This is a genomic window from Arthrobacter sp. AOP36-C1-22 (assembly GCF_052377515.1).
GTDB lineage: Bacteria > Actinomycetota > Actinomycetes > Actinomycetales > Micrococcaceae > Arthrobacter_H.
Map to the genome: position 1 here is coordinate 118,205 of NZ_JBQSWW010000008.1, position 26,912 is coordinate 145,116.

The 26,912-nt window shown below is 67.4% G+C and carries 28 protein-coding genes; 6 read left to right on the plus strand and 22 right to left on the minus strand.

Annotation, left to right across the window (positions count from 1 at the left end; all coding sequences use genetic code 11):
- Positions 1-9: 9 nt before the first annotated feature.
- From ACT3S6_RS06865 to ACT3S6_RS06880, 4 genes are all read right to left on the minus strand, one after another.
- Positions 10-273 (minus strand): hypothetical protein, encoded by a 264-nt coding sequence (locus tag ACT3S6_RS06865; protein ID WP_444554304.1) that lies wholly within the window; start codon positions 271-273, stop codon positions 10-12.
- Between the two features lie 170 nt (positions 274-443).
- Positions 444-2,111: a bifunctional phosphoribosylaminoimidazolecarboxamide formyltransferase/IMP cyclohydrolase gene (gene purH, locus ACT3S6_RS06870; RefSeq protein WP_444554305.1), complete on the minus strand. Its 1,668-nt coding sequence runs from the start codon at positions 2,109-2,111 to the stop codon at positions 444-446.
- Positions 2,112-2,172: 61 nt separating this feature from the next.
- A complete protein-coding gene (locus tag ACT3S6_RS06875; RefSeq protein ID WP_444554306.1) occupies positions 2,173-2,832 on the minus strand; it encodes a DUF4303 domain-containing protein in 660 nt (219 codons plus the stop codon).
- A 153-nt stretch (positions 2,833-2,985) separates the two neighbouring features.
- Positions 2,986-4,257 carry an Nramp family divalent metal transporter gene (locus ACT3S6_RS06880; protein ID WP_444554307.1) on the minus strand — a complete coding sequence of 424 codons (1,272 nt, stop codon included), beginning with the start codon at positions 4,255-4,257 and terminating at the stop codon, positions 2,986-2,988.
- A gap of 207 nt (positions 4,258-4,464) precedes the next feature.
- Between ACT3S6_RS06880 and ACT3S6_RS06885 the strand changes: the two genes are divergently transcribed.
- The 3 genes from ACT3S6_RS06885 to ACT3S6_RS06895 all read left to right on the plus strand — a co-directional run bounded on the left by ACT3S6_RS06885 (position 4,465) and on the right by ACT3S6_RS06895 (position 7,504).
- Positions 4,465-5,814: an MFS transporter gene (locus ACT3S6_RS06885; RefSeq protein WP_444554308.1), complete on the plus strand. Its 1,350-nt coding sequence runs from the start codon at positions 4,465-4,467 to the stop codon at positions 5,812-5,814.
- A 113-nt stretch (positions 5,815-5,927) separates the two neighbouring features.
- Positions 5,928-7,271: a S8 family serine peptidase gene (locus ACT3S6_RS06890; protein WP_444554309.1), complete on the plus strand. Its 1,344-nt coding sequence runs from the start codon at positions 5,928-5,930 to the stop codon at positions 7,269-7,271.
- Complete coding sequence (locus ACT3S6_RS06895; RefSeq protein WP_444554310.1) at positions 7,268-7,504, plus strand: hypothetical protein; 237 nt, start codon at positions 7,268-7,270, stop codon at positions 7,502-7,504. The genes ACT3S6_RS06890 and ACT3S6_RS06895 overlap by 4 nt, the downstream gene beginning before the upstream one ends.
- Before the next feature lie 75 nt (positions 7,505-7,579).
- On the opposite strand, the gene purN is transcribed toward ACT3S6_RS06895, so the two are convergent.
- The gene (purN, locus tag ACT3S6_RS06900; protein WP_444554311.1) at positions 7,580-8,152 is read right to left on the minus strand and encodes a phosphoribosylglycinamide formyltransferase; all 573 of its coding nucleotides are present in this window, start codon (positions 8,150-8,152) and stop codon (positions 7,580-7,582) included.
- A 44-nt stretch (positions 8,153-8,196) separates the two neighbouring features.
- Here purN and ACT3S6_RS06905 point away from each other — a divergent pair, with 44 nt between their 5' ends.
- Together ACT3S6_RS06905 and ACT3S6_RS06910 are read left to right on the plus strand one after the other, a co-directional pair.
- A complete protein-coding gene (locus ACT3S6_RS06905; protein ID WP_444554312.1) occupies positions 8,197-8,601 on the plus strand; it encodes a hypothetical protein in 405 nt (134 codons plus the stop codon).
- Positions 8,598-9,167: a DinB family protein gene (locus ACT3S6_RS06910; protein WP_444554313.1), complete on the plus strand. Its 570-nt coding sequence runs from the start codon at positions 8,598-8,600 to the stop codon at positions 9,165-9,167. The genes ACT3S6_RS06905 and ACT3S6_RS06910 overlap by 4 nt, the downstream gene beginning before the upstream one ends.
- Here ACT3S6_RS06910 and ACT3S6_RS06915 read toward each other — a convergent pair.
- The 3 genes from ACT3S6_RS06915 to hpaH all read right to left on the minus strand — a co-directional run bounded on the left by ACT3S6_RS06915 (position 9,164) and on the right by hpaH (position 12,196).
- Positions 9,164-10,450: a cell division protein PerM gene (locus tag ACT3S6_RS06915; protein ID WP_444554334.1), complete on the minus strand. Its 1,287-nt coding sequence runs from the start codon at positions 10,448-10,450 to the stop codon at positions 9,164-9,166. The genes ACT3S6_RS06910 and ACT3S6_RS06915 overlap by 4 nt on opposite strands.
- Positions 10,451-10,616: 166 nt before the next feature.
- A complete protein-coding gene (locus ACT3S6_RS06920; protein WP_444554314.1) occupies positions 10,617-11,426 on the minus strand; it encodes an HpcH/HpaI aldolase family protein in 810 nt (269 codons plus the stop codon).
- Entirely contained in the window at positions 11,411-12,196 is a 786-nt protein-coding gene (gene hpaH, locus ACT3S6_RS06925; protein ID WP_444554315.1) for a 2-oxo-hept-4-ene-1,7-dioate hydratase, read from the minus strand. Before hpaH ends, ACT3S6_RS06920 begins: the two co-directional genes overlap by 16 nt.
- A gap of 346 nt (positions 12,197-12,542) precedes the next feature.
- On the opposite strand from hpaH, the gene ACT3S6_RS06930 reads away from it, so the two are divergent.
- Positions 12,543-12,740 (plus strand): CsbD family protein, encoded by a 198-nt coding sequence (locus tag ACT3S6_RS06930; protein ID WP_444554316.1) that lies wholly within the window; start codon positions 12,543-12,545, stop codon positions 12,738-12,740.
- A gap of 143 nt (positions 12,741-12,883) precedes the next feature.
- Here ACT3S6_RS06930 and ACT3S6_RS06935 read toward each other — a convergent pair whose 3' ends face one another.
- The 14 genes from ACT3S6_RS06935 to ACT3S6_RS07000 all read right to left on the minus strand — a co-directional run bounded on the left by ACT3S6_RS06935 (position 12,884) and on the right by ACT3S6_RS07000 (position 26,775).
- The gene (locus ACT3S6_RS06935) at positions 12,884-13,510 is read right to left on the minus strand and encodes an FMN reductase (protein ID WP_444554317.1); all 627 of its coding nucleotides are present in this window, start codon (positions 13,508-13,510) and stop codon (positions 12,884-12,886) included.
- An 89-nt stretch (positions 13,511-13,599) separates the two neighbouring features.
- Entirely contained in the window at positions 13,600-13,893 is a 294-nt protein-coding gene (locus ACT3S6_RS06940) for a hypothetical protein (protein WP_444554318.1), read from the minus strand.
- Between the two features lie 146 nt (positions 13,894-14,039).
- Positions 14,040-15,296 (minus strand): ABC transporter ATP-binding protein, encoded by a 1,257-nt coding sequence (locus tag ACT3S6_RS06945; protein WP_444554319.1) that lies wholly within the window; start codon positions 15,294-15,296, stop codon positions 14,040-14,042.
- 31 nt (positions 15,297-15,327) lie between these two features.
- Complete coding sequence (locus ACT3S6_RS06950; RefSeq protein ID WP_444554320.1) at positions 15,328-16,170, minus strand: carbohydrate ABC transporter permease; 843 nt, start codon at positions 16,168-16,170, stop codon at positions 15,328-15,330.
- Positions 16,170-17,129 (minus strand): carbohydrate ABC transporter permease, encoded by a 960-nt coding sequence (locus ACT3S6_RS06955; protein WP_444554321.1) that lies wholly within the window; start codon positions 17,127-17,129, stop codon positions 16,170-16,172. The genes ACT3S6_RS06950 and ACT3S6_RS06955 overlap by 1 nt, the downstream gene beginning before the upstream one ends.
- Before the next feature lie 46 nt (positions 17,130-17,175).
- On the minus strand, positions 17,176-18,489 hold the full coding sequence (locus ACT3S6_RS06960) for an extracellular solute-binding protein (protein ID WP_444554322.1): 1,314 nt from the start codon (positions 18,487-18,489) through the stop codon (positions 17,176-17,178).
- A 140-nt stretch (positions 18,490-18,629) separates the two neighbouring features.
- Positions 18,630-18,761 carry a hypothetical protein gene (locus ACT3S6_RS06965; RefSeq protein ID WP_444554323.1) on the minus strand — a complete coding sequence of 44 codons (132 nt, stop codon included), beginning with the start codon at positions 18,759-18,761 and terminating at the stop codon, positions 18,630-18,632.
- 40 nt (positions 18,762-18,801) lie between these two features.
- Positions 18,802-19,065 carry a DUF7218 family protein gene (locus ACT3S6_RS06970; protein WP_444554324.1) on the minus strand — a complete coding sequence of 88 codons (264 nt, stop codon included), beginning with the start codon at positions 19,063-19,065 and terminating at the stop codon, positions 18,802-18,804.
- 82 nt (positions 19,066-19,147) lie between these two features.
- Positions 19,148-20,776 (minus strand): molybdopterin-dependent oxidoreductase, encoded by a 1,629-nt coding sequence (locus ACT3S6_RS06975; RefSeq protein ID WP_444554325.1) that lies wholly within the window; start codon positions 20,774-20,776, stop codon positions 19,148-19,150.
- Positions 20,777-20,923: 147 nt separating this feature from the next.
- A complete protein-coding gene (locus ACT3S6_RS06980) occupies positions 20,924-21,808 on the minus strand; it encodes an anti-sigma factor (RefSeq protein ID WP_444554326.1) in 885 nt (294 codons plus the stop codon).
- Positions 21,808-22,389 carry an ECF RNA polymerase sigma factor SigK gene (gene sigK, locus ACT3S6_RS06985; RefSeq protein ID WP_444554327.1) on the minus strand — a complete coding sequence of 194 codons (582 nt, stop codon included), beginning with the start codon at positions 22,387-22,389 and terminating at the stop codon, positions 21,808-21,810. Before sigK ends, ACT3S6_RS06980 begins: the two co-directional genes overlap by 1 nt.
- A gap of 130 nt (positions 22,390-22,519) precedes the next feature.
- The gene (locus ACT3S6_RS06990; protein ID WP_444554328.1) at positions 22,520-23,209 is read right to left on the minus strand and encodes a fasciclin domain-containing protein; all 690 of its coding nucleotides are present in this window, start codon (positions 23,207-23,209) and stop codon (positions 22,520-22,522) included.
- Between the two features lie 322 nt (positions 23,210-23,531).
- Entirely contained in the window at positions 23,532-26,036 is a 2,505-nt protein-coding gene (locus tag ACT3S6_RS06995) for a hypothetical protein (RefSeq protein WP_444554329.1), read from the minus strand.
- 106 nt (positions 26,037-26,142) lie between these two features.
- Entirely contained in the window at positions 26,143-26,775 is a 633-nt protein-coding gene (locus ACT3S6_RS07000; protein ID WP_444554330.1) for a TetR/AcrR family transcriptional regulator, read from the minus strand.
- Positions 26,776-26,912 lie beyond the last annotated feature (137 nt).

Here is a 26,912-nt window from a genome sequence, read left to right on the forward strand (position 1 = left end):
CGGACCGGGCTAGATGCCCCCGCGGCGGACCGGCCGCACGGTCGTCTGGTCGTTGACGACCTTCTGTTCGGGGCGCACCCCGTTCATTTCACGGAGCCTTTCGTGTTCTTCCCGGCTGGCTGCCGGGCGGCGGGCCACCAGGTAGCGCCGCAGGAACCATCCGGCGGCGCCCAGGACGATGACGGCCCCCACCACCAGTCCGACGACGAGGTTCCCCGAACCGTTTTCGCTCGCTGCTGCTGTTGCTGTACCTGCGGCAATGATGCTGAACATGAGGCCCCCTTCGGGTCTGCGTTCATTTCAGCGTACGACTCCGGGGCGGACGGGTCATCCCCACCGAGGATGACTTCCCGGCCGCTCCCGCCCCGGATACGGCAGCGGCCGGGCCCCTGGCTCGAGGGGACCGGCCGCTGGGGGTTCCGGCGGCGGTATCGCCGCGCTTCCTAGTGGAAGAAGTGTCGCGCCCCGGTGAAGTACATGGTGATCCCCGCGGCGTTGGCCGCGGCGACGACTTCCTCGTCTCGAATCGACCCACCGGGGTGCACCACTGCCTTGACCCCGGCATCGAGCAGGATCTGCAGCCCATCGGCGAAGGGGAAGAAGGCGTCGGAGGCGGCGACCGCCCCGCGGGCCCGCTCGGGTGAGGGGGCTCCTGCTGCCACTCCCGACGCACCGCCGGCGGCATCGACGTCGGATTCGACGGCCACCCCCAGCGTGTTGGCGCGTTCGACAGCCAGTTTGCAGGAGTCCACCCGGTTGACCTGGCCCATGCCGACCCCGACGGTGGCCCCGCCGCTGGCGAGCAGGATGGCATTGGACTTGGCGGCACGAATGGCCCGCCAGGCGAAGTTCAGATCCGCCAGCGTGGCCTCATCGGCGGCACTGCCGGCGGCCAGCGTCCAGTTCGCCGGGTCGTCGCCGGCGGCATCGATCCGGTCCGAAGCCTGCAGGAGCATGCCACCGGAAATCTGCTTGTACTCGACGCCATCGCGTTCGTAACCGGCCGGCAGCTGCAGCAGGCGGATGTTCTTCTTCGCCGTGAGGATCTCCAACGCCTCGGGCTCGAAGCCGGGGGCGATGACGACCTCGGTGAAGATGGACCTGATGGTTTGGGCCATGCCCGCCGTGACGGTCCGGTTGGCGGCGATGACTCCGCCGTAGGCGGAGACCGGGTCGCAGGCGTGGGCCTTGCGGTGCGCATCGGCGATCGGGTCCGCGGCGTGGCCCGAGGCCACGGCGACACCGCAGGGGTTGGCATGCTTGACGACTGCCACGGCCGGCTCGGCGAAGTCGAAGGCCGCGCGCAGGGCGGCGTCGGCGTCGGTGAAGTTGTTGTAGCTCATGGCCTTGCCATGCAGCTGGTCGGCCTGGGCGATGCCGGCGGGGGCTGCCGTATCGACATAGAGTGCGGCGGCCTGGTGCGGGTTCTCCCCGTAGCGCAGGCCCTCCGAGCGTTCGAGCGCGAGCCCGGCGTAGGGAGGGAACTTGGCGGGGGCTTCGTCATCGCCGAACTGGGCTGCCGTCCAGCTGGCGACGGCGTTGTCGTAGGCGGCGGTATGGGCAAAGGCCAGTGAGGCCAGCCGGCGGCGGGTCTTCAGGTCGAAGCCTCCGCCCCGGGCTGCCGACACGACGTCGCCGTAGCTGGTTGGATCCACGACCACGGCCACGGAAGGGTGGTTCTTCGCGGCGGCGCGGACCATCGAGGGGCCACCGATGTCGATCTGTTCCACGACCTCGTCCTGACCGGCACCGGAGGCGACGGTGTCCACGAACGGGTAGAGGTTCACCACGACCAGATCGAAGGGTTCGATGCCCATCTCGGTCAGCTGGTCCATGTGCTCGGGCAGGCGGCGGTCCGCCAGGATCCCGGCATGCACGCGCGGGTGCAGGGTCTTCACCCGGCCGTCGAGGCATTCCTGGAAGCCGGTGACCTCGGATACCTCCGTCACCGGCACCCCGGCGGCGGCGATCTTCTTCGCGGTCGAGCCGGTGGAGACGAGGGAAACCCCCGCCTCGTGCAGGCCACGGGCGAGGTCTTCGAGCCCCGTCTTGTCGTAGACGGAAATCAGTGCACGGCGAAGAGGAACACGGTCAAGGACGGTCTGGCTCACAAGGAACTCCCGGGAATCATCGGTTGGGGCGTTCACAACCCTACCGGCCCGCAGCCGGGCTTCAGGAGACGAGGTCGGGGAAATGACGTGAGAGCTGCTCGGGGGTCAGGCTCCTGCGCAGCAGGGCGTCGGCGTGGTCGTCATCGGCGACATAGGCGACGATCTCCGCATTGCGGCCGTGGGCCAGTTCCACGCGCAGGTCTTCGACGACGGTGAGCAGCAATTCGTAGTAGCGCCGGAGCGTTTCCTCCCAGCCGGAGGATTCGGCGACCCGGGTCAACGCCTCGCGCCACAGCACGGCGGCGGATTCGTCGAAGAGCTCCATCGAGCACCAGTGCCATTCCGGCGGGTTCCAGCGGGACGAGTAGTAGCTGGCCCCGGATTCCGCGGCTTCGCCTTCGGCTTCGAGCTGGGCCAGTTCCCCGTCGACGTCGAATCCGTCGGAATCGTCGTCGTCCGCCGAATCCTCGGCGGTGTCCTCCGCATCGTCGCCGTCGTCCTCATGGCCGGTGTTCAGCGGGTCGGGGCCGTCGCCGTCCTCTTCGGTCTCCTCGGGTTCGTCGCCGACCCCCAGGTCCTCCTCCACGGAGTCCCCGTCGCGGTCCAACGCCTGTTCGGAGTTCAAGGCCAGCACCGGTAGTTCGATGGGCTCGGCCGGGTCGGTGGAGACCCCCGACAGTGCGATCGCATAGAACTCGTGGTCGGGGTGATTCTCGATCACGTCCCGGGCCTGTCGCAATGCCGATCGCCGGATTGCCTCTTCCAAAGCCGTCCAATCCACTCCCATGACCAGAGCCTACCCCCGTCGGGCGCGGCTGATAAGGCCTTGCTTTTTCGGCAGTCATGGCCATGGAGCCGCCGGAGGGCCCGGTTCCTAGAAGAAATCCATGATCGTGGTGACCAGCTTGTAGACGCCGAGCCAGATGAACAGCACCGCACAGATCACCAGGGCCGTGTTGGTATGCCACCGGTTGCGCCATTCGCGCGGCACCCGGTCGGTGTTCAGCAGCGGCAGCAGCGTGATGGCCAGGAACGGCATGAACATCGCCCCCAGGACACCGTAGGCCAGCACCAGGGCGATCGGTTTGCCGATCAGCAGCAGGAGCATCGGGGGAAAGGTCAGCCAGAGCAGGTAGAAGCGGAAGTACTTGCCGTGGGCCCGGGAATCGGGGTGGTCGGATCCCTTGCCGCGGATGTTGCCCCAGAAATCGGCGAACATCAGCGAGACGCCGTTCCAGACGCCCATGACCGAGGAGAAGGCCGCGGCGAAGAAGCCCACCAGGAACGCGGAACCGATGAAGTCCCCGTATTTGTCCTTGAGCACCTCGCTGAGGTCCAGCAGGCCCTTGTCCTTGGCATCGAGGGTCACTCCTGCGGCCGCGACGACCTCGGCACCGACGATCATCATGGAGATCACGAAGATCCCGGTGATGACGTAGGCCATGGTGTTGTCCAGGCGCATCACCCGCATCCATCCGGGCTTCACCCAGCCCTTCTCCCGCAGCCAATAGCCATAGGCGGCCAAGGTGATCGTGCCACCGACCCCGCCGGCGAGCGCGAGCGTATAGAGCACCGACCCCTCCGGGAGGCGCGGAACCAGCCCGGCGAGCATGGCCGGCACGTCGGGGACCGCGATGATGGCCAGCCCGACGATCGTGATGAACATCAGCCCGACCAACGCGGCGGTGATCTTCTCGAACACCGCATACCGGTTGAACCACACCAGCAGGAATCCGGCCAGCCCGGTGCCCAGGGCGAACACGATCTGCGGCACCGCAGGGAACAGGGCGGCCAACGGCAGCGCCGTCGAGGCCATGGCCGAGGCCCCGTAGATGAACCCCCAGATGATGATGTAGGGCCCGAAATACCAGACGGGCCACCGGCCCAATGAGCGCCACCCCTCGAAGATCGTCTGGCCCGAGGCCAGCGAGAAGCGTCCGGCTCCTTCCACCAGCACGATCTTCAGGATGACGCCGACGACCAGCGCCCACAACAGCCCGTAACCAAATTTGGAGCCGGCCACCAGGGTGGCCACCATATCGGCGGCCCCCACGCCGGTGGCGGCGACGATGAGCCCGGGACCAATGACCTTCCACTTCTTGGGCGTCTCGAGTTCGCCGTGTTTCCCGGCCGGGTCTTCTGCCATGGCGGTCCGTCCCTTCGGGCACCCCCGCGGAGCGCCTATGGTGATGTAGTTCACACCTACTGTAGGGCCTTCACCACCGTGGTGACAGACGTGTCGCCCGGCCCGGTTGCGGCCCACCGGCTAATCTGGGATCGGGCGGTCCGGCCGGGACCGGAACAGCTCCGCCTCCCACCCGACCTGCACCATCGCCAGAGGACCTGCCTGCCCATGAACGAGTACCGCACCCTGGCCTCCGGCGACGACATCGTCCAACGACTCCCCTGGCGTTGGGGCGTCCAAGGCAAGATCTTCATCATCGGTGGGCTCGGCTTCATGTTCGACGCCTGGGATGTCACCCTCAACGGCGCCCTCATCCCGTTGGTGATGCAGGAATGGGGGCTCGAGCGCACGACGGCGGCCTGGCTGGGGACCGCGAACCTGATCGGCATGGCCCTGGGCGCCTTCCTCTGGGGCACCATCGCGGACCGGATCGGCCGCCGCCAGGCCTTCACCTGGACCCTGCTGATCTTCTCCCTCTTCACGGTGGCCGGGGCCCTGTCGCCGAACTTCGTCTTCTTTGCCGCCTGCCGTTTCCTTGCCGGGCTGGGACTGGGCGGGTGCATCCCGGTGGACTATGCCCTGGTCGGGGAATTCACCCCCGCCCGGCACCGCGGCAGGGTCCTGACCGCCATGGACGGATGGTGGCCCGTCGGGGCCGCCGCCGCGTTCTTCGTCTCCGCGGTGATCCAGGCCGGCACCGGGAACTGGAGGCTGATCCTGCTGGTCATGGTCCTGCCGGCCCTGCTGGTCTTCTGGATCCGCCGTTCGGTCCCGGAGTCCCCGCTGTTCCTGGTCCGGGCGGGCCGCCGGCGTGAGGCTTCGAGGGTCATCGACGGTCTGGTCCGGCGCACCGGGGCCGCCGTGGAACCCTATACGCTGCCCTCGGCGAGCTCGGTGCCGCGGTTCTCCGCCGGGGCGTGGGTCGACCAGTTGCGACGGGTCTGGGCCTTCAACTGGCGCATCACGGCCATCGCCTGGTCGCTCTTCCTGACGGTCCTGCTCGTCTACTACCTGGCCCTGACGTGGATGCCTTCGATCCTCCTCGACGCCGGGATGGGTGAATCCGCGGCGTTGTTCAGCACCGCGGGCATGGCGGCCGTGGGATTGGCCGGCGTGGTGCTGGCTGCCCTGCTGGTGGAACGGGTCGGCCGTAAATGGCTCCTGGGCGTCACCGGCCCGTTGGCCGCCCTCGTCCTGGTCCTCGTCGCCCTCTCGCTGTCCCAGCCCGCCGTGGCCGTGGCCTGGCTGCTGGTCTTCGGGTTCATCATCCAGATCGCGATCCCCGTGCTCTACACCTACGTCTCCGAGCTCTATCCGACCGAACTCCGCGGTTCGGGATTCGGTTGGGCCTCCTCCTTCAGCCGCCTCGGGGCAGGCTTCGGGCCGCTGCTCTTCGCCTGGCTGTGGCCGGTGTTCGGGCTGGCCAATTCCTTCCTCGTCGCCGGCGCCCTGGTCCTGCTCGCGGTCGGCTGGATGGGGCTGCGTGCCCCGGAAACCCGCGGCACCCACCTGCGCTGAAGCCCGGTCCCACAGACCATTCCCACCCCCGCGGGGCGCAGCTACACTGACCGTAAGGGGGCCAGGCCCCGAGGTACGGGGCGACTCCCCGGTCGCAACGATGGAGGCAACGGATGTTGGATCCAGGTTTTTTCGGTCCGTCCGGGCAGCACACCGGCCGCTACATCGTGGTGTTCGACGACGATGACCCGGACCCGCTGGACCTGCTGGCCGCCGGCGGCATGACCCGGGTGGCCGACACCCGTGACCTGGCCTCGCTGGCCACCTCCGAGGAGCGGTCCGCCGCGGCCCGGCAGGGGCAGGGAACCTACTTCGCGGAACTGCGCATGGCCGTCGTCGCGGCGGAGGACGCCCAACTCGAGACCCTGCGGACCAGCTCGGTCGGAGCCCAGCGGGGCCTGCACTACTACCCCGAACTGATCCACCACGTCCTGGAACCGGGGCAGGCCGGCCGGCACCGCTCCGAGGCCGCCCCCGACGCCGTCTCCCGCGACGCCACCGGTTCCTCCCCGGCGGCACCGGCCGACGGTTTTGCCGATACCGCCGAATTCACCTGGGGCCTGCAGGCCACCGGAGCCGCGACCTCCGAGGCCTCGGGCGAGGGCATCAAGGTGGCCGTGCTGGATACCGGCTTCGATACGGGCCATCCGGATTTCGCCGGCCGCACCATCGTGACCGAATCCTTCGTCGACGGCGAGGACGCCCAGGACGGGCACGGGCACGGCACCCACTGCATCGGCACCTCCTGCGGCCCGCGCGCCCCCGGGACCGGCCCCGGATACGGGGTGGCCCATGCCTCGGAGATCTATGCCGGCAAGGTCCTGGACGCCTCCGGTTCCGGCGGCGACGCGGGGATCCTGGCCGGGATCGACTGGGCCATCACCCAGGGCTGCGCCGTCATCTCGATGTCGCTGGGCGCCGATGTCGCCGAGGTCCACCCGCCCTATGTGGCGGCCGGGAAGCGGGCCCTGGCCCGTGGCACGCTCATCATCGCGGCGGCCGGCAATAATGCCGAACGCTCCGCGGGGAACCCCGGATTCGTCGGGACCCCGGCGAACAGCCCCTACATCATGGCCGTGGGGGCGGTCGATCAGCAGCTGGCCATCGCCGATTTCTCCGCCCGCTCCGGGGCGACCGAGGGCGGGCAGGTCGATGTGGCGGGTCCCGGCGTCGAGGTCTATTCCTCCTGGCCCATGCCCCAGCGCTACAACACGATCAGCGGCACCAGCATGGCCACCCCGCATGCCGCCGGGGTCGCCGCCGTCCTGGCCGCGTCCACCGGCCTGCGCGGCCGGGAGCTCTGGGCCGAACTGGTGCAGGGCTGCGAACGTCTGGACGCCGCCTCCGCCGATGTCGGCGCCGGACTGGTCAGGGCCCCGCAACCGGCGGCCCCCGGGGGCGACGGCGACGAAGGCGACGAGGCCGCCCCGGCACCACCGGAGGCTCCCTCCCCATGAGCCAACGGGTCACGGTCACCCTGACGGAGCCCTACGCCGGCCGGTCGGCCGAGGTCGCCGGGCAACTGGCCACCGCGGGGATGATCGTCGAGCGGGTCCTGCCGGCCTTGTCGATGATCACCGGCACCATCGCCGCGGAGCGGATGGCCGGACTCGAAGCGATCGGCGGCGTCGCCTCCGTCACCGCCGAACTGATCCACCGGCTACCCGACCCGGACTCCGGGATCCAGTAGCCGGCCGACACGTGGTCCCGCCACCGGGGAAGGTGGCGGGGCCGCTCCTCCCCCGGGCCTGGGCCCGGGACGGTCCTAGACGGTGTGCCGGTCGGCCAAGGAGGCCAGCGTCTCGATGAGCAGGGTCCGTTCGGCGATCTTGATGCGCCCGTGCAGGGTGTCCTCGGTGTCGTCCTCGTGGACCTCCACGGCGCGCTGGGCCAGGATGGGGCCGGTATCGACCCCGGCATCGGCGATATGCACCGTGCATCCGGTGACCTTCACCCCGTAGGCCAGGGCGTCGCGGACCCCGTGGGCGCCGGGGAAGGCCGGCAGCAGGGCCGGGTGGGTGTTGAGGTAGGTCCCGTCGAAGGCGGTGATGAATTCCTCGCCGACGATGCGCATGAACCCCGAGGAGACCACGTAGTCCGGGGCGTGGGACCGGCAGATGCGCGTGAGTTCGTGGTTCCAGGCCGCGCGGTCGGTGTATTCCTTGAACGGCACCTCGAAGGTCTCGATCCCTGCGGCCGCGGCCCGAGCCACGCCTCCGGTCCCGGTGCGGTCCGCGCCGACCGCGGCGATCTCCAGGTCCAGCTCCCCGCTCGCGACGGCATCGATGACTGCCTGGAGGTTGGAACCGGTCCCGGATACGAGGATCACAATGCGCATGGCACCAGTTTAGGTGCTCCGGCGGTCCGGACTAGGCTGAGGGCATGCCCGAACCAGAACAGGACGTCGCCCAGCGTATTGCCGCCGTGAGCGGATGGATCCGAGCCGTCGTCCTCTTCGTCTTGTTGTCCTATCTGCTCTCCTCGGTGGTCCTGCCCTGGAAGATCGCCTCGGTGGTCTTCGGGCTGGCAGGGATCGTGGCCGGGGTCGTCGCCTCGGTGAAGGTCTTCCGGCGCAAGCTGCCCGGCGTCCTGCGGATCACGTTGCCGCTGGCCACCCTGGCGTGCCTGCTCTTCACCGTCTCCACTTCCACCCAGGTGCTCTTCTACCAGCCGACCCTGGATTACGAACAGTGCATGGCCACCACCGTCACCGACCGGTCCCAGGCCCAATGCAAACACGACTACGACCAGAAGCTCTCCACCCTCCAAGGAGTGATCGGATCATGACCAGCCCCTCCGACCCGGCACCGCATGAGGACATCCAGCCGGTCCCCGACGCCAAGGACTGGACCTGGACCATCGAGCGGGCCTGTCCCGAATGCGGCACCGACGTCTCGGCGCTGAGCCCCCAGGACATCGCCATCGCGTTGCGCACCTGTCTGCCCCGCTGGGCGGCGGTCCTGCAGCGGGAGGATGTCGCCGTGCGTCCGGAACCGGCGGTCTGGAGCCCGCTGGAGTACGCGGCGCATGTGCGAGACGTGTTCAAGGTGATGCACTACCGGCTGGATCTGATGCATATGGAGGACTCCCCGACGTTCCCCGACTGGGACCAGGATGCCACCGCGCTGGAGGATGGTTACGCCGACCAGTCCCCCCGGGTCATCGCCACCCAGCTCGCAGCCGCCGGACGGGGGCTGGCCGATGCCTTCGATTCGGTCCTCAACCGCGATCTGGACCGTCCCGGGCTCCGCGGCAACGGGGCGGCCTTCACGGTCGAGACCCTGGCCCGGTACACCTGGCATGACATCGCCCACCATCTGCACGATGTGAACGGCCGGGACCCGGCGGTCTAGTCCTCCAGCACCGGATCGCGTTCGAGCAGCGGGGCCAACAGGTAGCCGATGACGACCCCCAGGCCCACCTCCCCGGCCAGCAGCAGGGCGGTCATCCAGAGGTTGGGGCCCACGTCGGTCAAACGCCCGATGCCCAGCGATCCGCCGGCCAGCCAGCTGCCGGCCAGGGAGACCACACCGGTCACGATGCCGATGAACAGCCCCAGCAGCACGGTGGACAGGGCCAGCGACAGCCACCGGGTGTTCAGCCGCATCGAGAGCCAGTCCTCGAAGTGGTTCTCCCCTTCACGCAGGAACCACCAGCCGGCCAGGATCCCGGCCAGGACCGGCAACAGCATGAAGGCCCAGGCCGCTCCGAGGTCCCCGGCTGGCAAGGCCCCCAGGAACGGCACCGCGGGCAACGGTCCGACGGCGGTGCCCAAGGGGCCCATCGTGCTGCCGACCCCCAGGGTGATCCCGCCACCGCTGATCCAGGCCAGGGCCCACAACGCCAGGTTGGGCATCATGCCCAGCTGGGCGACGGTCAGCACCGACCCGCCGACCGGCCCTGGCTGGAGCTGTTGGTAGATGTTGGAGATGTCGAGCCAGTTCAGGCCCAGGGCGGCGGTCAATGCCAGCGCGGCCAGCGCGAAGGCCGCGACGTACCCGAGCAGTCCGGCCCGGATGACGGACCAGAGGTAGGAACCGGTCCAGCGCGAATGCTGGCTGGTGGCGGCGATCCACTCCACGAAGTCCACGCCGATGAGCCGGCCCCAGGACCCGGCCTCGCGCCGCGCCCCGATCACGACTCCGAGCCCAGCGGGGATCAACGGGATCAGCGCGGCGGCGCCCAGATTGACTCCGACCTCCTCGGTGGGGACGGCGAAGCCGGTGATCAGTCCCACCAGCAGGTAGGCGCCCAGGGCCCCGGCGATGCCTTGCCACAGCTGGTCGGTATAGGAAGCCCGGGCAATGCGTCGGCCCGACCGCCAGGCCAGGAAGAACGGGATGAGCGTCAAACCCAACGGGATGAGCGTGAGCATCCCGGTCGTGACGACCGGTGAGTCCTCCCCGGTCAGGGTCAGTTGCAACGGCACCCCGTGGATCAGCAGCCAGACCTGCCCGCACATCCTGAACACGGAGTCCAGCGTCCGTTCGGCGAATCCTCCGGCGAACCAGACACCCACCAACGGCACGACCACCAGCAGGGCCGAGAGGAAGGCACACTGGATGAACTCCAGGGCTCCTTGGAGCCACAGCGGCATCGGCAGGCCCTCGCTGAAGGACTCCCGCCAGGAGGCCATGGCTCCACGCCCCCGTGCCGTCTTCGGTTCCCGCGCCTTCTCCGGGCCGGCCCCGGACTGCTGGTCTTTTTTCATCGTCTCAATCGTGCCACTTGCCGTCCCCGATCCGGGCGAGCGACGCGACCCGGGCCGCAGAGTACGACGCCGAAGGGCGCCGGAGGCGGTATCAGTAGCTGTCGGGGGTGGCGCCCTTCGCGGCGGGAACGAACTTCCCGGCCAGCGCCTCGGTCCCGCGGGCCAGGACCGCGACATCGGCGCCGACGCCGACGAAATCGGCTCCGGTGTCCATGTAGCGCAACGCCGCCGCCTCCCCGAAGGCATTGACACCGACGAACTTGCCGGCTGCCTTCACCGCGGCGATCGTGGCATCGACGGCGGAGACGACCCGGCGGTGGCCTTGCTGGCCGATCAGTCCCATGGAGGCCGCCAGATCCGAGGGGCCGATGAAGATCCCGTCGACCCCGTCGACCTCCGCGATCCGGGCGGCGTTGTCCACGGCTTCGGCAGATTCGACCTGGACGATCAGCGTGATCGTGTCCGAGGCCCGTTCCAGATAGTCGGGGACCCGGTTCCACCGCGCCGAACGGGCCAGCGCGGATCCCACCCCGCGGACGCCGTGGGGCGGATATCTGACGGCGGCCACGGCGGCCTGGGCGTCCTCGACGGTATGGACCATCGGGATGATGAGCGTCTGGGCGCCGACATCGAGGTACTGCTTGATCAACACCGTGTCGTTCACCGCAGGACGGACCACCGGGATCACGGGGTAGGAGCGCACGGCCTGGAGCTGGGCCAGGACGGTCTCGGGGGAATTGGGGGAATGCTCGGCGTCGATGAAGACCCAATCGAACCCGGCCCCGGCACAGATCTCGGCCACCAGCGGGGAGGCCGAACAGATCCAGATCCCGGCCAGCGGACGGTCGGCCGTGGCCAGGACGTCCTTGAAGGACGGATCGGGTTCTACGCGAAATGACATGTAATCGTTCCCAGCTCTCCATAGTCGGCGAAGACGGTGTCGCCCTCATTGACCCACATCGGTCGGGTGAAGGATCCGGCGAGGATGATTTCACCCGCCTTGAGACCGTCACCATGCGGGGCGATCTTATTGGCCAGCCAATGCACCCCGGACGCCGGGTGGTTCAGGACCCCGGCGGCGACGCCAGTCTCCTCCACCACGTGGTTCTTGTACAGGATCGCCGAGACCCAGCGCAGGTCCACGGCGTCGGGGGCCACGGGGCGTCCGCCCAGGACCATGGCCCCCATGGCCGCGTTGTCACTGATGGTGTCCACGATCGTCCGCCCCTCCATCTCCACGCGGGAGTCAAGGATCTCCAGGGCGGGGGTGACGTATTCGGTGGCGCGCAGCACGTCGAAGATCGTCGCCCCGGGGCCGGTGATGTCGTCCTTGAGGACGAAGGCCAGTTCCACCTCCACCCGCGGATGGGTGTATTGCTTCCATTCGATGCTCGAGGCGTTCTCCAGCACCATGTCATCAAAGATGATCCCGTAGTCCGGTTCGGTGATCCCGGTGGCGGCCTGCATGGCCCGGGAGGTGAGCCCGATCTTGCGGCCCGCCAGGCGCCGGCCGGCGGCCTCGTTGCGTTGGCGCCACAGGTTCTGCACCCGGTAGGAATCCTCGATGGTCATCTCCGGATACCGGGAGGTCAGTCGCTTCACCGGGGTCCGGCTGCGGCCGGCCTCCACCAGTTCGTCGGCGATGGAGGTGATGGTCTCGTCGTCAAGCATGTCGGAAAGTACCTTCCTGATCCTGTCGGGCGGCGGTCGGCGGGCTGCGGGGCGGCCGCGCGCACGGGGTGCCGTCCACCCACGTCCTGCTGACATCGTATACGATCACGCCGGTGACGGAGGTCATACCCCGACTTCGAACCCGCCGGAAAATCCTGCATCCCCACCATGGCGGGGACCCATCGTCGGAACCTCGATTTCCTAGCGTTTTTGCGGGCCCCACAGCTAGACGTATCCGTTGCACGGCGTTAACGTGGAAGACATCGTGCACGGCCTTGAGGTCGTCGGTCGGCACGACGGCTCCACGGAGCCGCCATCTGAGCAATACCGATGAGAGGAATGCGCAATGGGTTTGGGAGACAAGATGTCGAATAAGACCGAAGAACTCTCGGGCAAGGCCAAGGAAGCATTCGGCAAGGCCTCGGACGACGAAGGCATGCAGGCGGAGGGCGTGGGCGATCAGGCCAGCGCCGGAGCCAAGCAGGCCGGCGAGCATGTCAAGGACGCCGCGAAGGACGTCAAGGACGGCCTGACCGGCGAATAATTCAAAGCACGACGGCGGCGCTGGATTGGCTCGCGGCATCTTCCCTTGAGGGGGCCATGGAACGTGGGCGTGCCTGGCGTTAGCGGTTGAATGGACGTGAGGGGCGGACCGATTGGTCCGCCCCTCACGTGCGTCCGGGGTGGTTAGGCTTCCGGTCGGATCTCGGCCAGCAGTTGTTCGAAGGGCAGTGATTCCATCGGGTCCTGCCGGGCCGCCGACAGGCCATGCCGACCGCCCAGGGCCCGGGCCAGCTCGGCACCGGCCCGGTCGGACCGCTCGGCCAGGGCTCCCGACCCACTCCCGTCCGACCAGTCCCCGGGGGCCGCGAAGACCGCGGTGGGCATGGTGTTGGCCCTCAGGTAGCCGAAGATCGGGCGCATCACGTAGTCGATCACCATCGAATGCCGTGAGGATCCACCGGTGGCGGCCAACAGGACGGGCTTGTCGTCCAACAGGGTGGGATCCAAAACGTCGAGGAAGGATTTGAACAACCCGCTGACCGAGGCGGTGAACACCGGGCTGACGGCGACCACGGCGTTGGCCGACCCCACGGCCTCGATCGCTTCCTCCAGCTGCGGGGACACCCATCCGGCGACCATGGCCTTGGCGATGTCCACTCCCAGCTCACGCAGTTCGATGACCTGGACTTCCGCGCTGATTCCGTCGGCGGCCAGGGCGGAGACCGTCGATCTGGCCAGTTGGTCCCCCAGCATACGTGAGGACGACGGCACCCCCAGTCCCCCGGAAACAACGACGATCGATGCGCCCATGACGGCCTCCTGCCACTCACCTTGGTTCATTGCCTGCGCAGATGGAACCACGTTCGTGGCAGGAGTATTCCCTTCAGGGCACCCCGCCGCTAGTCAGCCGGGTGGTGTTCGCGGGAGTCTCCGGTGCTGGTCCCCGGCCGCGGCGGGAAGCTCAGACTCAGTCGTTTCACGATGCCGTAGGCCAGCATGTACATGCCGATCAGCAGGCCGAATCCGAGCGAACCACCGGTATCGGCGTTGCCCAGGACCGCTGCGTTCAGTAGCGCGCAGATCATCAGGACCAGTAATCCGCCGGTGGCCATCGCGCTGCCCCTGATGCGGAAATCGGCGGTGGCGGCCCGTGGTGGGCGGCCTCCGGTTGGAACCGTATGTGTGAACCCCATGACCCTCTCCTTCGAAAGCCGATTCGGCCCCGGACGAGCCGAATGGGTACTTCCACGGTAGGCCGGAAACCCGTACTCCACAAGGGAGGCCCCGGTGGCGGGCCCGGAAACGGCGCCTTCCACCGGGGCCCGACCCCCGGGGCGGCTCAGCCGGCCTCGGCGGCTTCGCGGGTGGCCCGTTCGATTTCCTCCGCCCGTTCCTGGTTGGCCTCCTCGGTCAACGCGGCCCCGGCGTCCGCGTCCCGGGTCAGGCTCTCCCCCGTGGCCGGATCAAAGATGTGCAGCCGGCGGGTGTCGAGCCAGAGTTCGCAGACCCGCCCCCCGCGGATCCGGCTGGCGGCGTCGAGGGTGACCACCACCTGCGGGCGCAGTTCGTCGGCATCCAGGTCGCGGGCCAGGGAGTCCAGCATGTCCTTGACCTCGGGGGAAGGGTCGAAGTCGATGTAGCCGTATTGTTCGTTGCCCAACCACTCCGTGTGGGTCAGTTCGGCACTGAAGGCATTGCCGTGGACCAATTTGGATTCCTCCACCAGGGAGGAATCCTCGAAGTACTCGGGCCGGATGCCCAGCAGCACGATCTCCTTCCCGGCCGCCGTGGCCGCCGTCTCCGCCGGGACCTCGAAGTCGCCGATGGGGGTCTTGAGGATGTTGCCCTCGGCCGTGGCGGGCAAAAAGTTCATCGACGGGCTGCCGATGAACCCGGCCACGAAGATGTTCACCGGTTGTTCGTAGAGTTCACGCGGGGAAGCGATTTGTTGCAGTTCGCCCTTCTTCAGCACCGCGACCCGGTCGCCCAGGGTCATGGCCTCGGTCTGGTCGTGGGTGACGTAGACACTGGTGGTCGCCAACCGGCGCTGCATCTGCGAGATTTCCGCCCGCATCTGCCCGCGCAGCTTGGCATCCAGGTTCGACAACGGCTCGTCGAAGAGGAAGGCGTCCGCCTGGCGTACGATCGCCCGGCCCATTGCCACGCGTTGGCGTTGCCCACCCGAGAGGTTGCCGGGTTTGCGGTCGAGGTGGTCGGTCAGTTCCAGCGTCAGTGCCGCGGCCCGCACCCGCTCCTGGACGTCGTCCTCGCTGAACTTTCCCTTGGCCAGCCGCAGCGGAAAGGCGATGTTCTCGAAAACGGTCAGATGCGGGTAGAGGGCGTAGTTCTGAAAGACCATCGCCAGGTGCCGGTCGCGCGGGGCCATGTCGTTGACCCGTTTGTCGTCGATGTACAGATCCCCGCTGGTGATGTCCTCCAGCCCGACGATCATGCGCAGCAGCGTGGACTTGCCGCAGCCGGAGGGGCCGACCAGGATCACGAACTCCCCATCGGCGATATCGATGGAGATGTCGTTCACGGCCGGGAACCCGTCGTCGTATTTCTTGACGAGGTTCTTCAACGTAATCGATGCCATGGGTTGTCCTCTGCTTTCTCGGATCAGGGCCTCAGCCCTTGACTGCGCCCTGGGTCAGGCCTGAGACGATCTGCCGCTGGAAGCCCAGCACCAGGAGCACCACCGGGATGGTGACGATGATCGCGGCGGCGGAAATCGCGCCGGTCGGTGATTCGAATTGGGAGGCGCCGGTGAAGAACGCCAAGGCTGCCGGAACCGGTCGCGCCGCCTCGGTGGAGGTCAGCGAGATGCCGTAGACGAAGTCGTTCCAGGCGATGAAGAAGGCGATGATCGCCGTGGTGAAGACCCCGGGGGCCGCCAACGGGACGATCGCCTTGCGGAAGGCCTGCCAGGCTGTGGCCCCGTCCACCTGGGCTGCTTGTTCCAGTTCCCAGGGGATCTGCCGGAAGAACGCCGCCAGCGTCCAGATGGAGATCGGCAGGGTCAGCGACAGGTAGGGGATGATCAAACCGAGCCAGGTGTCGTACAGCCCGATGGTGCGCCAGACGTTGAACAGCGGGGTGACGATGGAAATGACCGGGAAGATCGAGACGGCCAGGGCGGTGGTGAGCACCAGCTTCTTGCCCGGGAAGTCCAACCGCGCAATCGCGTAGGCACACAGGGTCGCCAGCACCACGGCGATCGCCGTGGAGATCAGCGTGATCCCGATCGAGTTCCGCAGCGAGGTCAGGAACAGCCCCTGGGCGTCACCGACGAGGATCTGTTCGTAGTTGACCCCCGACCAGTTGGTCGGCAGGAGTTTGCCGTTGGACAGGTCGCTGGGTTCCTTGAAGGAGGTCGCCAGGATCGAGAACACCGGGAACAGGGCGTAGACGGCGACGACGACCGTGATGCCCGCCCAGATGAGCCGGGTCTTCGTGGTGGTCTTCTTCATCACTTGCCTCCCTGGTTTCCGGCGAGGTCGACCTTGAACAGCTTGATCGCCACGAAGCAGATGATCAGCACACACAGGAACAGCAGGACCGAGATCGCCGAACCCAGTCCGATCTCCAGTCGCCCGATCGAGGTCCGATAGGCCAACAGCGAGAGCACTTCGGTGCCGTAGGCACCGTTGGTCATGATGTACACGTTGTCGAAGATCCTGAAGGCATCCAGCGCCCGGAAGAGCACGGCAACCATGATCGCCGCCTTCATGTTCGGCAGGATGACCCTCTGCATGCGCTGCCACCAGGTGGCCCCGTCGACTTCGGCCGCCTCGGTGAGCTCATCGGGGACCTGTGCCAGACCGGCCAGGAGCAGCAGCGAAATGAACGGCGTGGTCTTCCAGATCTCCGAGGCCATGATCACGAACAACGACGTCCAGGTCCCGGCGAACCAGTTGGTGTCCTCGCTGATTCCCGGCAGCCAGTCGAACCAGTGGTTGATGAAGCCCGAGTTGATGTCGAAGGCGTAGAACCAGGCGAAGGCCGACACGACGGTGATGATGCCGTAGGGAACCAGGATGGCGGTGCGGACGAAGCCGCGAACCGATTTCAGCGCCTTATGCATCACCAGCGCCAGGGCGAAGCCCAGGATCAGCTCCACCACGACGGTGATGACGGTGATCAGCGAGGTGACGCCCAGGTCCCTCAAGAACACCGGGTCGGTGAGGATGACCCCGTAGTTCTGCAGCCCGATGAAGCTCTTGTCCCCCGGGGCCGTGAGCCGGAAATTGAACAGCGAATCCCAGACGGCCTGGAGGATCGGATACAGCGTGACCATGAGCATGACCACGAAGGCGGGCCCCGCCAACATCCAGCCCAGCCTGCGTTCGGCCTTCCGCCGTTCGGAGAGCCCGACGCCGGCGTCGGCCCGCCGCCGCCCGGTTGGTTTCGTGTCCACGGGGGTACTCATCGCGATTCCTCCCTCCTACGGGTGGGCCCGTCGGTGCTTCTGCGCCTCATAGCAGCCTCTCCCCTCGCAGCACGGCGATGATGAAGTCGGTGGTCTTCTTCGGCGTAGTGGCCGGATCGATCCCGGATGGTGGCGCCCAATGCTGCTGGATGCCGGTGGAGACCTCGTTGTAGTATGGGGTCTGCGGCCGTGGGGCCGAATGCTTCAACGATTCCCTGATGGTCGGCGCCATGGGGAACGCCTTCTTGATCGACGGATCGTCATAGGCGGTTGAATCCGAGGGCGGGTTGCCGTTGGTGACGAAGTATTCGACCTGGTTCTTCGGTTCCACGATGCATTCGATCGCCTCGTAGGCGAGGTCCACGTGGGGGCTGGCCGCCCCGACCCCGAGGTTGATGCCACCCAGCGGCGGACGGGATTCCTCATCGGCCATCGTCCGCGGATATTGCGCCCAGCCGATGTCCTCCACGAGCGATTTGTCCAGGTTGCCGGCTTTGACGCTGGCGTTGGTGGCCGGCCAGACGAACGGCCAGTTGACCATGAAGGAGCCCTTCTTGCCTTGGAAGAGCAGCATCGACTCGTTCTCCGCCTGGGTCGGAAGGCCAGGCGACCCCAGCCCTTCCTTGCCGATGGTCGAGACGATCTCGGCGGCCTTCTTCCCGGCCTTCGTCTCCAGTCCGAGCTTGACGTCGTCGGCCGACGCCTCGGGGTTCTGCACGATGTGTCCGCCGCTGGATTCGACGAGCGCATTGACCCAGACGGTCATCGACTCGGCCAGCGCCCCCTGGACCCCGAGATATTTCTTCTCGTCCCGGGTGGCCTCGATCAGTTCGTCCCAGGTCACCGGCTTCGTCATGTCCAGCCCGGCGGCCTTCGCCACGGATTTGCGGTACCAGAGGATCTGGGTATTGGCCCAGAACGGGACGGTGACCAGTTCGTCCTTCCATTTCGCTCCGGCCAAGGCACCATCGAGGGTGTTCTTCGTGGTCTTGTCTGCTGTTTCTTGCGGGACCGGGGCCAGGAAGCCGGGCTCGGCGAGTTCGGGGATGAACGGCGGGTCCAGGCTCATGATGTCCAGCGAGGTATCCCCCGCCGCCAGACGACGGGCCAGTTGTTCACGCTGGGACGCTGCGTCGGAGGGGAGCAGTGAGGTTTCGATCCGGTATTTGCCGTCGGCGGCTGCGGTGCAGGTCTTGGCGATCGCCGCCTGGCCGCCGTCGTCCGGGTTGATGTACCACGTGAGCACCGGGGTCGAGTCCGGCGCCCCACAGCCGGACAGCAGCAAGGCCGAGGCAACGGCGGTGACCCCGGCCCACCGGACACGGCGCCGGCGGCGACCGTGTTTCGCATGTTCTGGCATCAGTACGAGCCTCCCCGTCAACGTCCGAAGGACCCGAACAAAACCGGTCTGACCGGGTCGTTCACCCGACCTTATGCCCTGGTGGTGATTTGCGCCACACCCGCAGGTCGGAGGTTCGGGCCACGGGTCGCAGGCACCGGTCAGACGTGGTCGTCCTGAGTGGCTTCCGGACCGGGACGGTCCTGATGTTCGCAGGAGTCGTAGTCCACCTCGTCCTGCGGGATTTCGCCGAGGGTCCTGATGGTTTCGCCGTGGGGGCGCGGCAGGTCCACCAGCTTCGCTCGAGGCCGCCGGGGCGGATTATCGGTGGGCTCAGGAATCGCGCAGCGCCTTGATCAGTTCGTCCTTCGTCAAATCCGAGTAGCCTGTGAGGCCGATCTCGCGGGCCCGTTGGGTGAGCTCCTCGACGGTCCAGTCGTCATAGCTGCCCGATTCACCGCCCCGCTCACCGACCTCGGATCGGCTGTCTCGTGCGGCAGCGTTGGCGATACGCGCCGATTTCTGCTTCGAATTGCCCTCGTCACGCAGGGCCTGGTACATCTGCTCGTCCTTGATGGGTGAGGTGTCCTCTGCCATGGCTGCCCGTCCTCCTTCAGGTGGTCCGTATCCCCCAGACTACGGATCCACCGGGGCCGGTCAATGCCCAGGCCGCCGCCGGTCAGCCGACGGTGAACTGCACCCGCTGCCAGCCGCTGGCTCCGTTGGGGACCGGATCGGCGCGTTCCTCGGTCTGGACGGTGCCGTCGGCGTCGATGGCCCGCACGGTGGCCGAGTGGGTGCCTTCCTTGGCGCCCTTCCACTCGTAGGACCATTGGCGCCAGGTATCGACGGAGGCTTCGGTGGCCATCTCGACCTTCTGCCAGTCCCCGTCATCGATCTTGATTTCCACGCCCTTGATGCCTCGTGTCTGCGCCCATGCGGTCCCGCCGATCATGACGGTGCCGGCGCTGACCGTCGAGAACGGCCGGGGCACATCCACCCGCGAGGCGAGTTTGATGGGCCCGCGCTCGGACCAGCCGCGGGTGGTCCAATACGCGGCCTTATCGGCGAACCGGGTGACCTCCAGATCAACGACCCATTTGGTGGCCGAAACGTATCCGTACAGCCCCGGCACGACCATCCGCACCGGATAGCCGTGTTCGAGCGGAAGTGGCTCATCGTTCATTCCCACGGCCAGCAGCGCCTGACGATCATCGGTGAGTACTTCCAGCGGAGTCGACGCGCTGAATCCGTCGATGCTGGTGGACAGCACCATATCGGCCCCCTGCTGTGGGCGGGCCCGTTCCAACAGCTTGCGCAACGGGTAGCCCAACCATTTTGCGTTGCCGACCAGGTCACCGCCGACGGGGTTGGAAACGCAGGTCAGGGTCAACCAGGTCTCGTCGAGCTCCATGCCCAGCAGTTCGTCGAACCCGATGCTGAATTCCTCCTCCACCATCCCGTGCACCCGCAGCGTCCAGGTGGCGGGGTCGATGCGGGGAACCGCCAACGCGGTGTCGATCCGGTAGAAGGAATCATTCGGCGTCACGAAGGAGGGCATGCCCTTGACCTCGGCGGCGACGCCGTCGGGCAGGGCAGTGGCCTGGTGGGCCGGACGGGGCAGCCGCAGGGATTCCCGCGCGGTCGCTGCCGCATTGCGGACCCCCGACAGGGCCCGGCCTCCGGCGAGCATGGCCCCCGCGCCGACCGCCGCCACGACGGAAAAGGTCAGGAAACGACGTCGCGAGGAGGATCCGGCAGCCCGCGTCGGCTCGGCGTCGTGCTCCTCTGCCTGCCCGGCGGCCGGGAGGCCCCCGGGTTCGGCCCGGGATGCAAGCCGGCTGAGCTGGTACAGGACCACGATCCCTGCCACGGCACCCACGACGGTCGGCACGATATCCAGGATCCCGGTGGCCGGACGGCTCAGGACGGCGGCGGCCATGCCGACGGCCAGGACCAGGATGATCCCCTGGGCCACCGCGAACCGGCGCCGTGCCAGCAGGCCGGTGACGGCAGCGACGAGAGTGGCCACGATGCCCATGGAGATGAACAGCGCCAGTTTGTCGTTGGTGCCGAAGGTGGCGATGGCAAAGTCCTTGAGCCACGGCGGGGTGATGTCGATGAAGGCCCCGCCCAGGGCCACCAGGGGCGAGGAGGAGGTGGAGAAGAAGGCGGCGACGAGTTCGGCCACCCCGAAGAGCAAGCCGGCGGACACCAGTCCGGCGACGGCGTGGGGCCAGCGCCGCAGCACCGTGCGGGCCCTGCCCGGGGCCGTGGTTTCCGGGCCGGGCGTTTCATGCGTTTCCATCGTGCGCCTTCCATCCTGCCTTGCGGCCCACGGCGCCCTTCCGGGCGTCGGCGGCCTGCTTCGGTGGCCAGGGTCGGGATTTCAGACCCATGGACACAGGAGATTCGGAGCCCGGCCCGATCTGGATTGGATCGAGGTGCCGGGAACCTAGAGTTCCTGCAGGACGATCGGGTCGGTGGTGGGCTGCGGCGATCCCCCGGCAGGTTCCACGGTGATCCCCACATGGGTCGCCGAGGAGAGTTTGCCTTCCATCAGGGCGGTATCGCTCGAACCGCCGGCGAAGTCGAGCATGCCCATGGGGGCCGCCCCGTCGTCACCGATGAGCCAGAGTTCGTAGCCCTTGTCCTGCGGGAGCGTGGGCAGCCCATCGGCGGTCAGCGCTGCCAATCCGGCCGAGGCGGAATAGGTCACCGTGACCTGGGCACCGTCGTCCAGGGACTGGCTGGCCGACTTCACGTCGTTGGAGGAGAAGATGCGCAGCATCTTCTCGTTGCTGTCATCCAGCGCGGTCATCTGGTTCTGGAGCTGGTCCTGTTGGTGGTTCTGGCTGATGACCACCCCGGTCAGTCCGCCGGAGGTCACCAACAGGGCCGCAGCCGCGACGGCCAGGTATTTGGTCCCGTTGCGGGTCCCGCTGCCGGGGGCCCGACGTCGGGCCCGGGCAGAGCCCAGATCCAGGACCCCGGGGGCTGGTGCGGAGGCGTCGGTCGGTGCCTCGGGCTCCGCGGTGGCGGGGCTTTCGGCAGCGGGGCCTTCGGAGGCGGTGCCGCGTCCGGACGTCGTGGCATCGTCACGGACGGCCGGAAGTTGGGGGGTCTGTCGGATCGCGGCCATGAGGTCTGCCTTGACCCGTGGTGGCGGGGTCACCGGCGTCGTCTGCTCGGCGAGCAGGGCGGCGGTTTCGCTGAGCGAGCGGACCTCGCGCAGGGTTTCCTCGGAGTCCAGGGCGGCGTCCTCGAAGGATTCGCGTTCGCCCGGTTCCAAGGCATTGAGTGCATAGGCACCAGTGAGTAGGTGCAGTTGCCGATCCATCACGCTACTCCCAACTGGTCTCTGAGTTTGATCATTCCATCACGGATCCGTGTTTTCACGGTTCCCACGGGGGCTTCGATCAATCCGGCGACTTCCTGATGGGTATAGCCCCCGAAGTAGGCCAACTCGATGACTTGGCGTTGCGCGGCGGAGAGGCATTTCAACGCCTGCTGCACCCGCTCGCCTTCCATCCGGGCCTCGACGGTGTCCTGGACGTCGTCGTAGCTTTCCTCGAACCCCTTGACCCCCTCGCGAAGGTCCCGGTCCTTGCTGCTTTGGCTGGCCCGGACGCGGTCCACGGCACGGCGGTGGGCCATGACCATGATCCACGAGGTTCCCCGGCCCCGGTCGGCGTCGTAGCGGGCTGCGTGTTGCCAGACCTCGATGAAGACCTCCTGGAGGACCTCTTCGCTTTGCGACTCATCGCGCAGTATGCGACGGATGAGACCGAAGACCCTGGCCGAGAGCTCGTCATATAATGCTCCGAATGCTGCTTCGTCGCCCTGGGCGATCCTGCCGAGGAGTTCCTCATGGTCCGGGGGTGCGGGTTCCTCCGCCGTCCGGGCCCATGGCAATCTCATGTCTGACAGTCTCGCATGACTCCAACCTGCCTGAATACCAATGCCCTTCCCCGTTGGCCCCTGGCCCGGGGTACACCACCGGCCCCGGCGGCGGTTGCCGCCGGGATCCGTGGTGTTCCAGCTGCCTGCCTTACTTCTTGGCGGCGTCCGGCATCATGACCTCGTCGATGAGGTACACGGTGGCGTTGGCGGTCTGGACGCCACCGCAGATGACGGAGGCTCCGTTGACCTTCATGTCATCTCCGCTGCCGGTGACCTTGACCGAATCGCCTTCGACGGTCTCGTGGGTGCCATCAATTTCATCGGGGCTCATCTGGCCGGGGACCACGTGGTAGGTCAGGACCTTGCTGAGCATGTCCGAATCCTCGACGACCGCGTTCAGGTCCTTCTCCGGGATCGCGTCGAACGCGTCATCGACGGGGGCGAAGACGGTGAACTCGTCACCATTGAGGGTGTCGACCAGGTCGACATCCGGGTTCAGTTCCCCGGAGACGGCCGCGGTGAGCGTGGTGAGCAGCGGGTTGTTCGATGCTGCCACGGCCACCGGATCCTGGGCCATGCCGGCGACGGATCCGTCTCCGTCCGGGACCTGCTCGGCGTAGTCGGCGCAGCCGGGGCCGATCAGGTTGGCTGCCGGGTCCATCTCCGAGGCGGAGGAGGAGGATTCTGACATCGGAGCCGAAGAGGAGGACTCGGACATCGGCGCCGAGGATTCGGCCGATCCGGCGTCGCTGCCTCCACCGGAGCAGGCGCTCATGGCGAGCGAGCCGACTGCCATCAGGCCGAAGAGTGCGGTGTACTTGCGGTTCATGGTCTTCATGACGTGTCTCCTTGCTGTCACGACCAGCGGCCGTGCGTGCTTCCCGTTCCCCGGTGACGGGGGTGGGCTGTCATGAAGTCATTCGGAGCCCGGGGCAGGATGGATTGGAAGAAGACGAAAAGTTTTGGATTTCTTTTCCCATCGCCAACACAAAGGGGCTAGTACCACGTTTATGGGTTCCTGCCTAGGGGCGGGCATGGGGAGTTCTCCCCATGGCGGGCACCCCGACGGCGTCCTAGACTAATCTTCACCGGCACCGGAGCTGTTTTCCCCCCAAAGTTGCTCCGGTGCCGGGCCTTTTAACCCCCGGCGTCGGGCGCGCTCAGCGTAACCGCCGCCGTACCTCCGAGAAGCCCCACTCATAGCTGGTGGACTCCAGATAGTCCCCGTGGGTGGCCGGCAGGAACTGGTAGGCCTGCTCCTGATACGAGGCGGCCTCGCAATCCATGGTCCCGTCCCCTCCCCGATAGCGCACCGGGAAACCCAGCGGGTCCGTGGAACGGTAGAGGTTCAGCCACCGTGGCCCCAACAGGCTTCCCAACGAACCCGGCTGCACGACGGCGGGCCCGGGATCCGGTTCCTCGGCGATCTCCCCGGCCAGCGTGGGCGGCCAGGGGTCCTGGGCGGTCGGCGACGGCCGGCCCGCCGGAACCAGCGACAGCTCATCCGCGCCGCAGACCCCCGGGAAGAAGCGGGCGAAATAGCGCCGTAATTGGCAGCCGTAGCTCAGCAGCCCGATCCGGTCCCGGTCCTCCTCCACCAGGCCACGGGAGGGCAGTTGGAACAGCGCACAGACCGCCAGGACGATACCCATTGAATGCGCGGAGACCACCAGTCCGCGTTCCTCCGGCTCGGCTGCCCCGGCCGGGTCCTGGTGGTCCTCGGCGAACCAGTCGACGATGCGGTCGGCCAGCTCGGGCACGACCCGCTCGGCGTAACAGGAGGGACCGAACGGGTGGGCCTGGGTGGGCAGGAAGCACATCAGGTCCCACAGCAGGCCCAACGGGCGGGAATCGGAGCCCCGCGACAACAGATACAGCGCCGCCACCGCGATCATCCCGGCCCATAGCCCGGCGTCCCATAGCCCACGCACCACGCTCCACGCTCCCCCGGACGTCGTCCGGTCCTGCCCCAGGAAGAGGAACAGTGCCAGCAAACCACCGCAGATGCCGATGAACACGGCCCAGCCGATCCACCCGATGAACGTCTCCATCCGGCGCAGCAATGCTGCCTGCCGGCGGGCGTGGTGGATCTCCTCGGCGGAGTGGGTGATCATCGGTCCGGTCGTCCAATGCCCCGCTTGGCGGAGCAGATCCTTACGGATCGCCGCGATTTCGTCGTCTCGTCGGGCACGCTCCCGCCGGTGGATGGCGGCCTGCCGCAGGGCCAGCCAGATCACGGCGGCCAGCAGGAACAGCAGGAAGCCGGCACCCTGCAGGACATAGACCACCGGTGGTTTCGGGCCGCGCAACACCCATCCGGCACCCAGGACGACGGCGAAGGAGAGCAGGAGGGCGAATCCGGCGGCCAGGGAACCCAGGATGAAGGGGCCACGGCCGTTCCAGCCCAGGTACTTCCGTTCGTCCTCGGAGGCGACTGCCGACGGACCCATTTTTTCCGATCGCGCCGCCGATTCGGCGTTGACCAGCAAGGCCACCAACGTCAGCGCCAGTGCGAGCATGACGACGACGGCCGCCGACGCTCCGGAGCGGGCTCCGCGGGCGGTCCCCGGATCCGCGATCCCTGCGGCCAGCACCGCGGCCAGCAGGCCGGCGCAGACCACCAGATAGACCACATGGCGACGCGGCACGTCACCGGCGACCTGGGCCTGGGGTTTGATGATCCATCCGCAGCCGCCGACGGTCAGCAGCACGGCCAACCCGGCCGCCACCGGCCAGACGATTCCCGCCCAGTCAGCCGCCCCGGCATCCTGCCGCCACCCGTCGGCATGATCGAATGCCAGGATCGCCGCCAACCAGGCCAGCGCCGCCCCCGCATGCAGGCGGCGCAACCGGCCCATGCCAGAACCCACCAGCCACAGGTCACGTTGGGCCAACAACGGGCCCCCGGGCTGCACCGCCGCCCCCTGGTCCGGCGGCACGCGCCCGGGGCGGGCGGGGCCGGTCAAATAGCGGGTACGACCCAGCATCGGCAGCACGACGACGGCGGCCAATGCCAGCAACGGCATGCCCAGCAGCAGGGCGTCCCGGGTGCCGGGGCCCCATGCGGCCAACGGTGACAACATCAGTCGCGCCCCCGGACAGCTCAGTTCCACCCCGGCCCCGACGGCCGAGGTCGCCGTGGCAAAGCATTGGCGGCCGATCATGTCCAGGGCGACGGTGGCCGCGGTGGTGACGAACAGCAGACTGAGCAGCAGCCCGTAGAGCCGCATGGTGCCGGCGCCACGCCCGGTGCTGATGGTGCGGGCGATCCACCGGTGCCCTCCGTCGGCGGCGTCCTCGGTCCGGGGTGTTTCGCCGGTGCCGATCTGGCGGCGCGACCAGTAGGCCGTGTTCGCCAGTCCGTAGGGAGCCAGCGCGAACCAGAGGAGTTTGACCAGCGCATCACCGATCCGGCCCAGGGACGGGATCCCGGTGAACCGGGACAGCCGGCCCCAGGCGTAGGCTTCCACGCGTCGGTCGGTCGGGGCGTCTACGGGGGCCGGAAAGCGATAGGTGGAAAATCCTGCGAGCTGATCCCCACGGATGGTTTTCACCCGTTGCGGCGTCGTTTCGAGCATTTCGTAGTTCGGGGTGTTCAACACCCCATGAATGCGCAATTCCAGTAGTTCGTGCGCGCTGCCTGGTTCGTCCCCGTCGGTTCCCATTTTGGCCCCTTCCGCCTCCTGCCCACGAGGCCAGTGAACCACGATCCAGCGGGTTTCGTCTTCGAAGCCTCCAGCACTCGAGGTGGCGGGGGTGCGGACAGCGGCTTCAGGAGTTGAGCAGCTCGATCCGGTTCAGGACGTCCTGAAGGGCCATGTCGAATTCCTGCTCGTTCCAGCTCTCCGCCAAGAGCGTCTGCATGCGGTGGATATTCGGGTATCCGCCGAGGTCGACGCCGTGGCTCTCCTGGGCCGCCGATTCGGGCTGTGTGCCTTCCCCCTCAAGGGAGACATGGAGCAGGAGGTTTCCCAGGAGGAAACTGCTGAAGGATTGATATGCGTCGGCGGCATCCCGATCGGAAAATCCAGAGCTGGTGAGTGCAGCCAGGAAGGATTCGATCCACGCGAGGCTGCGCAGCGGCGGCCTGATCCATGGGGCGCCCGTCGGACGGGTGGCGAGGATGGGAAAGACCTGTGGGTAGGCCACGGCCAGTTTCCTTAGCCCGTGGGCCAGCCGGACCAAATAATCCTGCCATCCCTGGCGTGGATCGACAAAGACGTCGGGATCCTCCTGGAGTTCCATCAAAATCCGCTCGACGACGCCGTCCAACAGATCCTCGCGGGATGGCACATAACGGTAGAGAGCCATGGCTTCGACACGCAGTTCCTGCCCGAGCCGGCGCATGGTGAGGCGCCGCAAACCATGTTCCTCGATGAACTCAGCCCCGGTGTCGAGGATCAATTCCCGACTCAGTGGCGCCCTGCCGCGCTCGACAGCGCTTGGAGCCGTTTCCGGTGCCACGAAACCCCCTGATATGAATCGTCGCCTGCCAGTCTACGACGCGGGATGCCGCCTCGGCCCGGCAGCTTGGCTGCCAG

Coding starts and splice junctions, on each gene's coding strand:
- ACT3S6_RS06935 (WP_444554317.1), bottom strand. CDS start 13,510: ATGGGCGCATCGATCGTCGTTGTTTCCGGGGGACTGGGGGTGCCGTCG.
- ACT3S6_RS06980 (WP_444554326.1), bottom strand. CDS start 21,808: ATGGATCGGCAACTGCACCTACTCACTGGTGCCTATGCACTCAATGCC.
- ACT3S6_RS06880 (WP_444554307.1), bottom strand. CDS start 4,257: ATGGCAGAAGACCCGGCCGGGAAACACGGCGAACTCGAGACGCCCAAG.
- ACT3S6_RS06920 (WP_444554314.1), bottom strand. CDS start 11,426: ATGTCATTTCGCGTAGAACCCGATCCGTCCTTCAAGGACGTCCTGGCC.
- ACT3S6_RS06960 (WP_444554322.1), bottom strand. CDS start 18,489: ATGCCAGAACATGCGAAACACGGTCGCCGCCGGCGCCGTGTCCGGTGG.
- ACT3S6_RS06930 (WP_444554316.1), top strand. CDS start 12,543: ATGGGTTTGGGAGACAAGATGTCGAATAAGACCGAAGAACTCTCGGGC.
- ACT3S6_RS06945 (WP_444554319.1), bottom strand. CDS start 15,296: ATGGCATCGATTACGTTGAAGAACCTCGTCAAGAAATACGACGACGGG.
- ACT3S6_RS06995 (WP_444554329.1), bottom strand. CDS start 26,036: ATGGGAACCGACGGGGACGAACCAGGCAGCGCGCACGAACTACTGGAA.
- ACT3S6_RS06950 (WP_444554320.1), bottom strand. CDS start 16,170: ATGAAGAAGACCACCACGAAGACCCGGCTCATCTGGGCGGGCATCACG.
- sigK (WP_444554327.1), bottom strand. CDS start 22,389: ATGAGATTGCCATGGGCCCGGACGGCGGAGGAACCCGCACCCCCGGAC.
- ACT3S6_RS06910 (WP_444554313.1), top strand. CDS start 8,598: ATGACCAGCCCCTCCGACCCGGCACCGCATGAGGACATCCAGCCGGTC.
- ACT3S6_RS06970 (WP_444554324.1), bottom strand. CDS start 19,065: ATGGCAGAGGACACCTCACCCATCAAGGACGAGCAGATGTACCAGGCC.
- ACT3S6_RS06885 (WP_444554308.1), top strand. CDS start 4,465: ATGAACGAGTACCGCACCCTGGCCTCCGGCGACGACATCGTCCAACGA.
- ACT3S6_RS06975 (WP_444554325.1), bottom strand. CDS start 20,776: ATGGAAACGCATGAAACGCCCGGCCCGGAAACCACGGCCCCGGGCAGG.
- ACT3S6_RS06940 (WP_444554318.1), bottom strand. CDS start 13,893: ATGGGGTTCACACATACGGTTCCAACCGGAGGCCGCCCACCACGGGCC.
- ACT3S6_RS06905 (WP_444554312.1), top strand. CDS start 8,197: ATGCCCGAACCAGAACAGGACGTCGCCCAGCGTATTGCCGCCGTGAGC.
- hpaH (WP_444554315.1), bottom strand. CDS start 12,196: ATGCTTGACGACGAGACCATCACCTCCATCGCCGACGAACTGGTGGAG.
- ACT3S6_RS06915 (WP_444554334.1), bottom strand. CDS start 10,450: ATGGCCTCCTGGCGGGAGTCCTTCAGCGAGGGCCTGCCGATGCCGCTG.
- ACT3S6_RS06895 (WP_444554310.1), top strand. CDS start 7,268: ATGAGCCAACGGGTCACGGTCACCCTGACGGAGCCCTACGCCGGCCGG.
- ACT3S6_RS06890 (WP_444554309.1), top strand. CDS start 5,928: ATGTTGGATCCAGGTTTTTTCGGTCCGTCCGGGCAGCACACCGGCCGC.
- ACT3S6_RS06865 (WP_444554304.1), bottom strand. CDS start 273: ATGTTCAGCATCATTGCCGCAGGTACAGCAACAGCAGCAGCGAGCGAA.
- ACT3S6_RS06955 (WP_444554321.1), bottom strand. CDS start 17,129: ATGAGTACCCCCGTGGACACGAAACCAACCGGGCGGCGGCGGGCCGAC.
- ACT3S6_RS06990 (WP_444554328.1), bottom strand. CDS start 23,209: ATGAAGACCATGAACCGCAAGTACACCGCACTCTTCGGCCTGATGGCA.
- purN (WP_444554311.1), bottom strand. CDS start 8,152: ATGCGCATTGTGATCCTCGTATCCGGGACCGGTTCCAACCTCCAGGCA.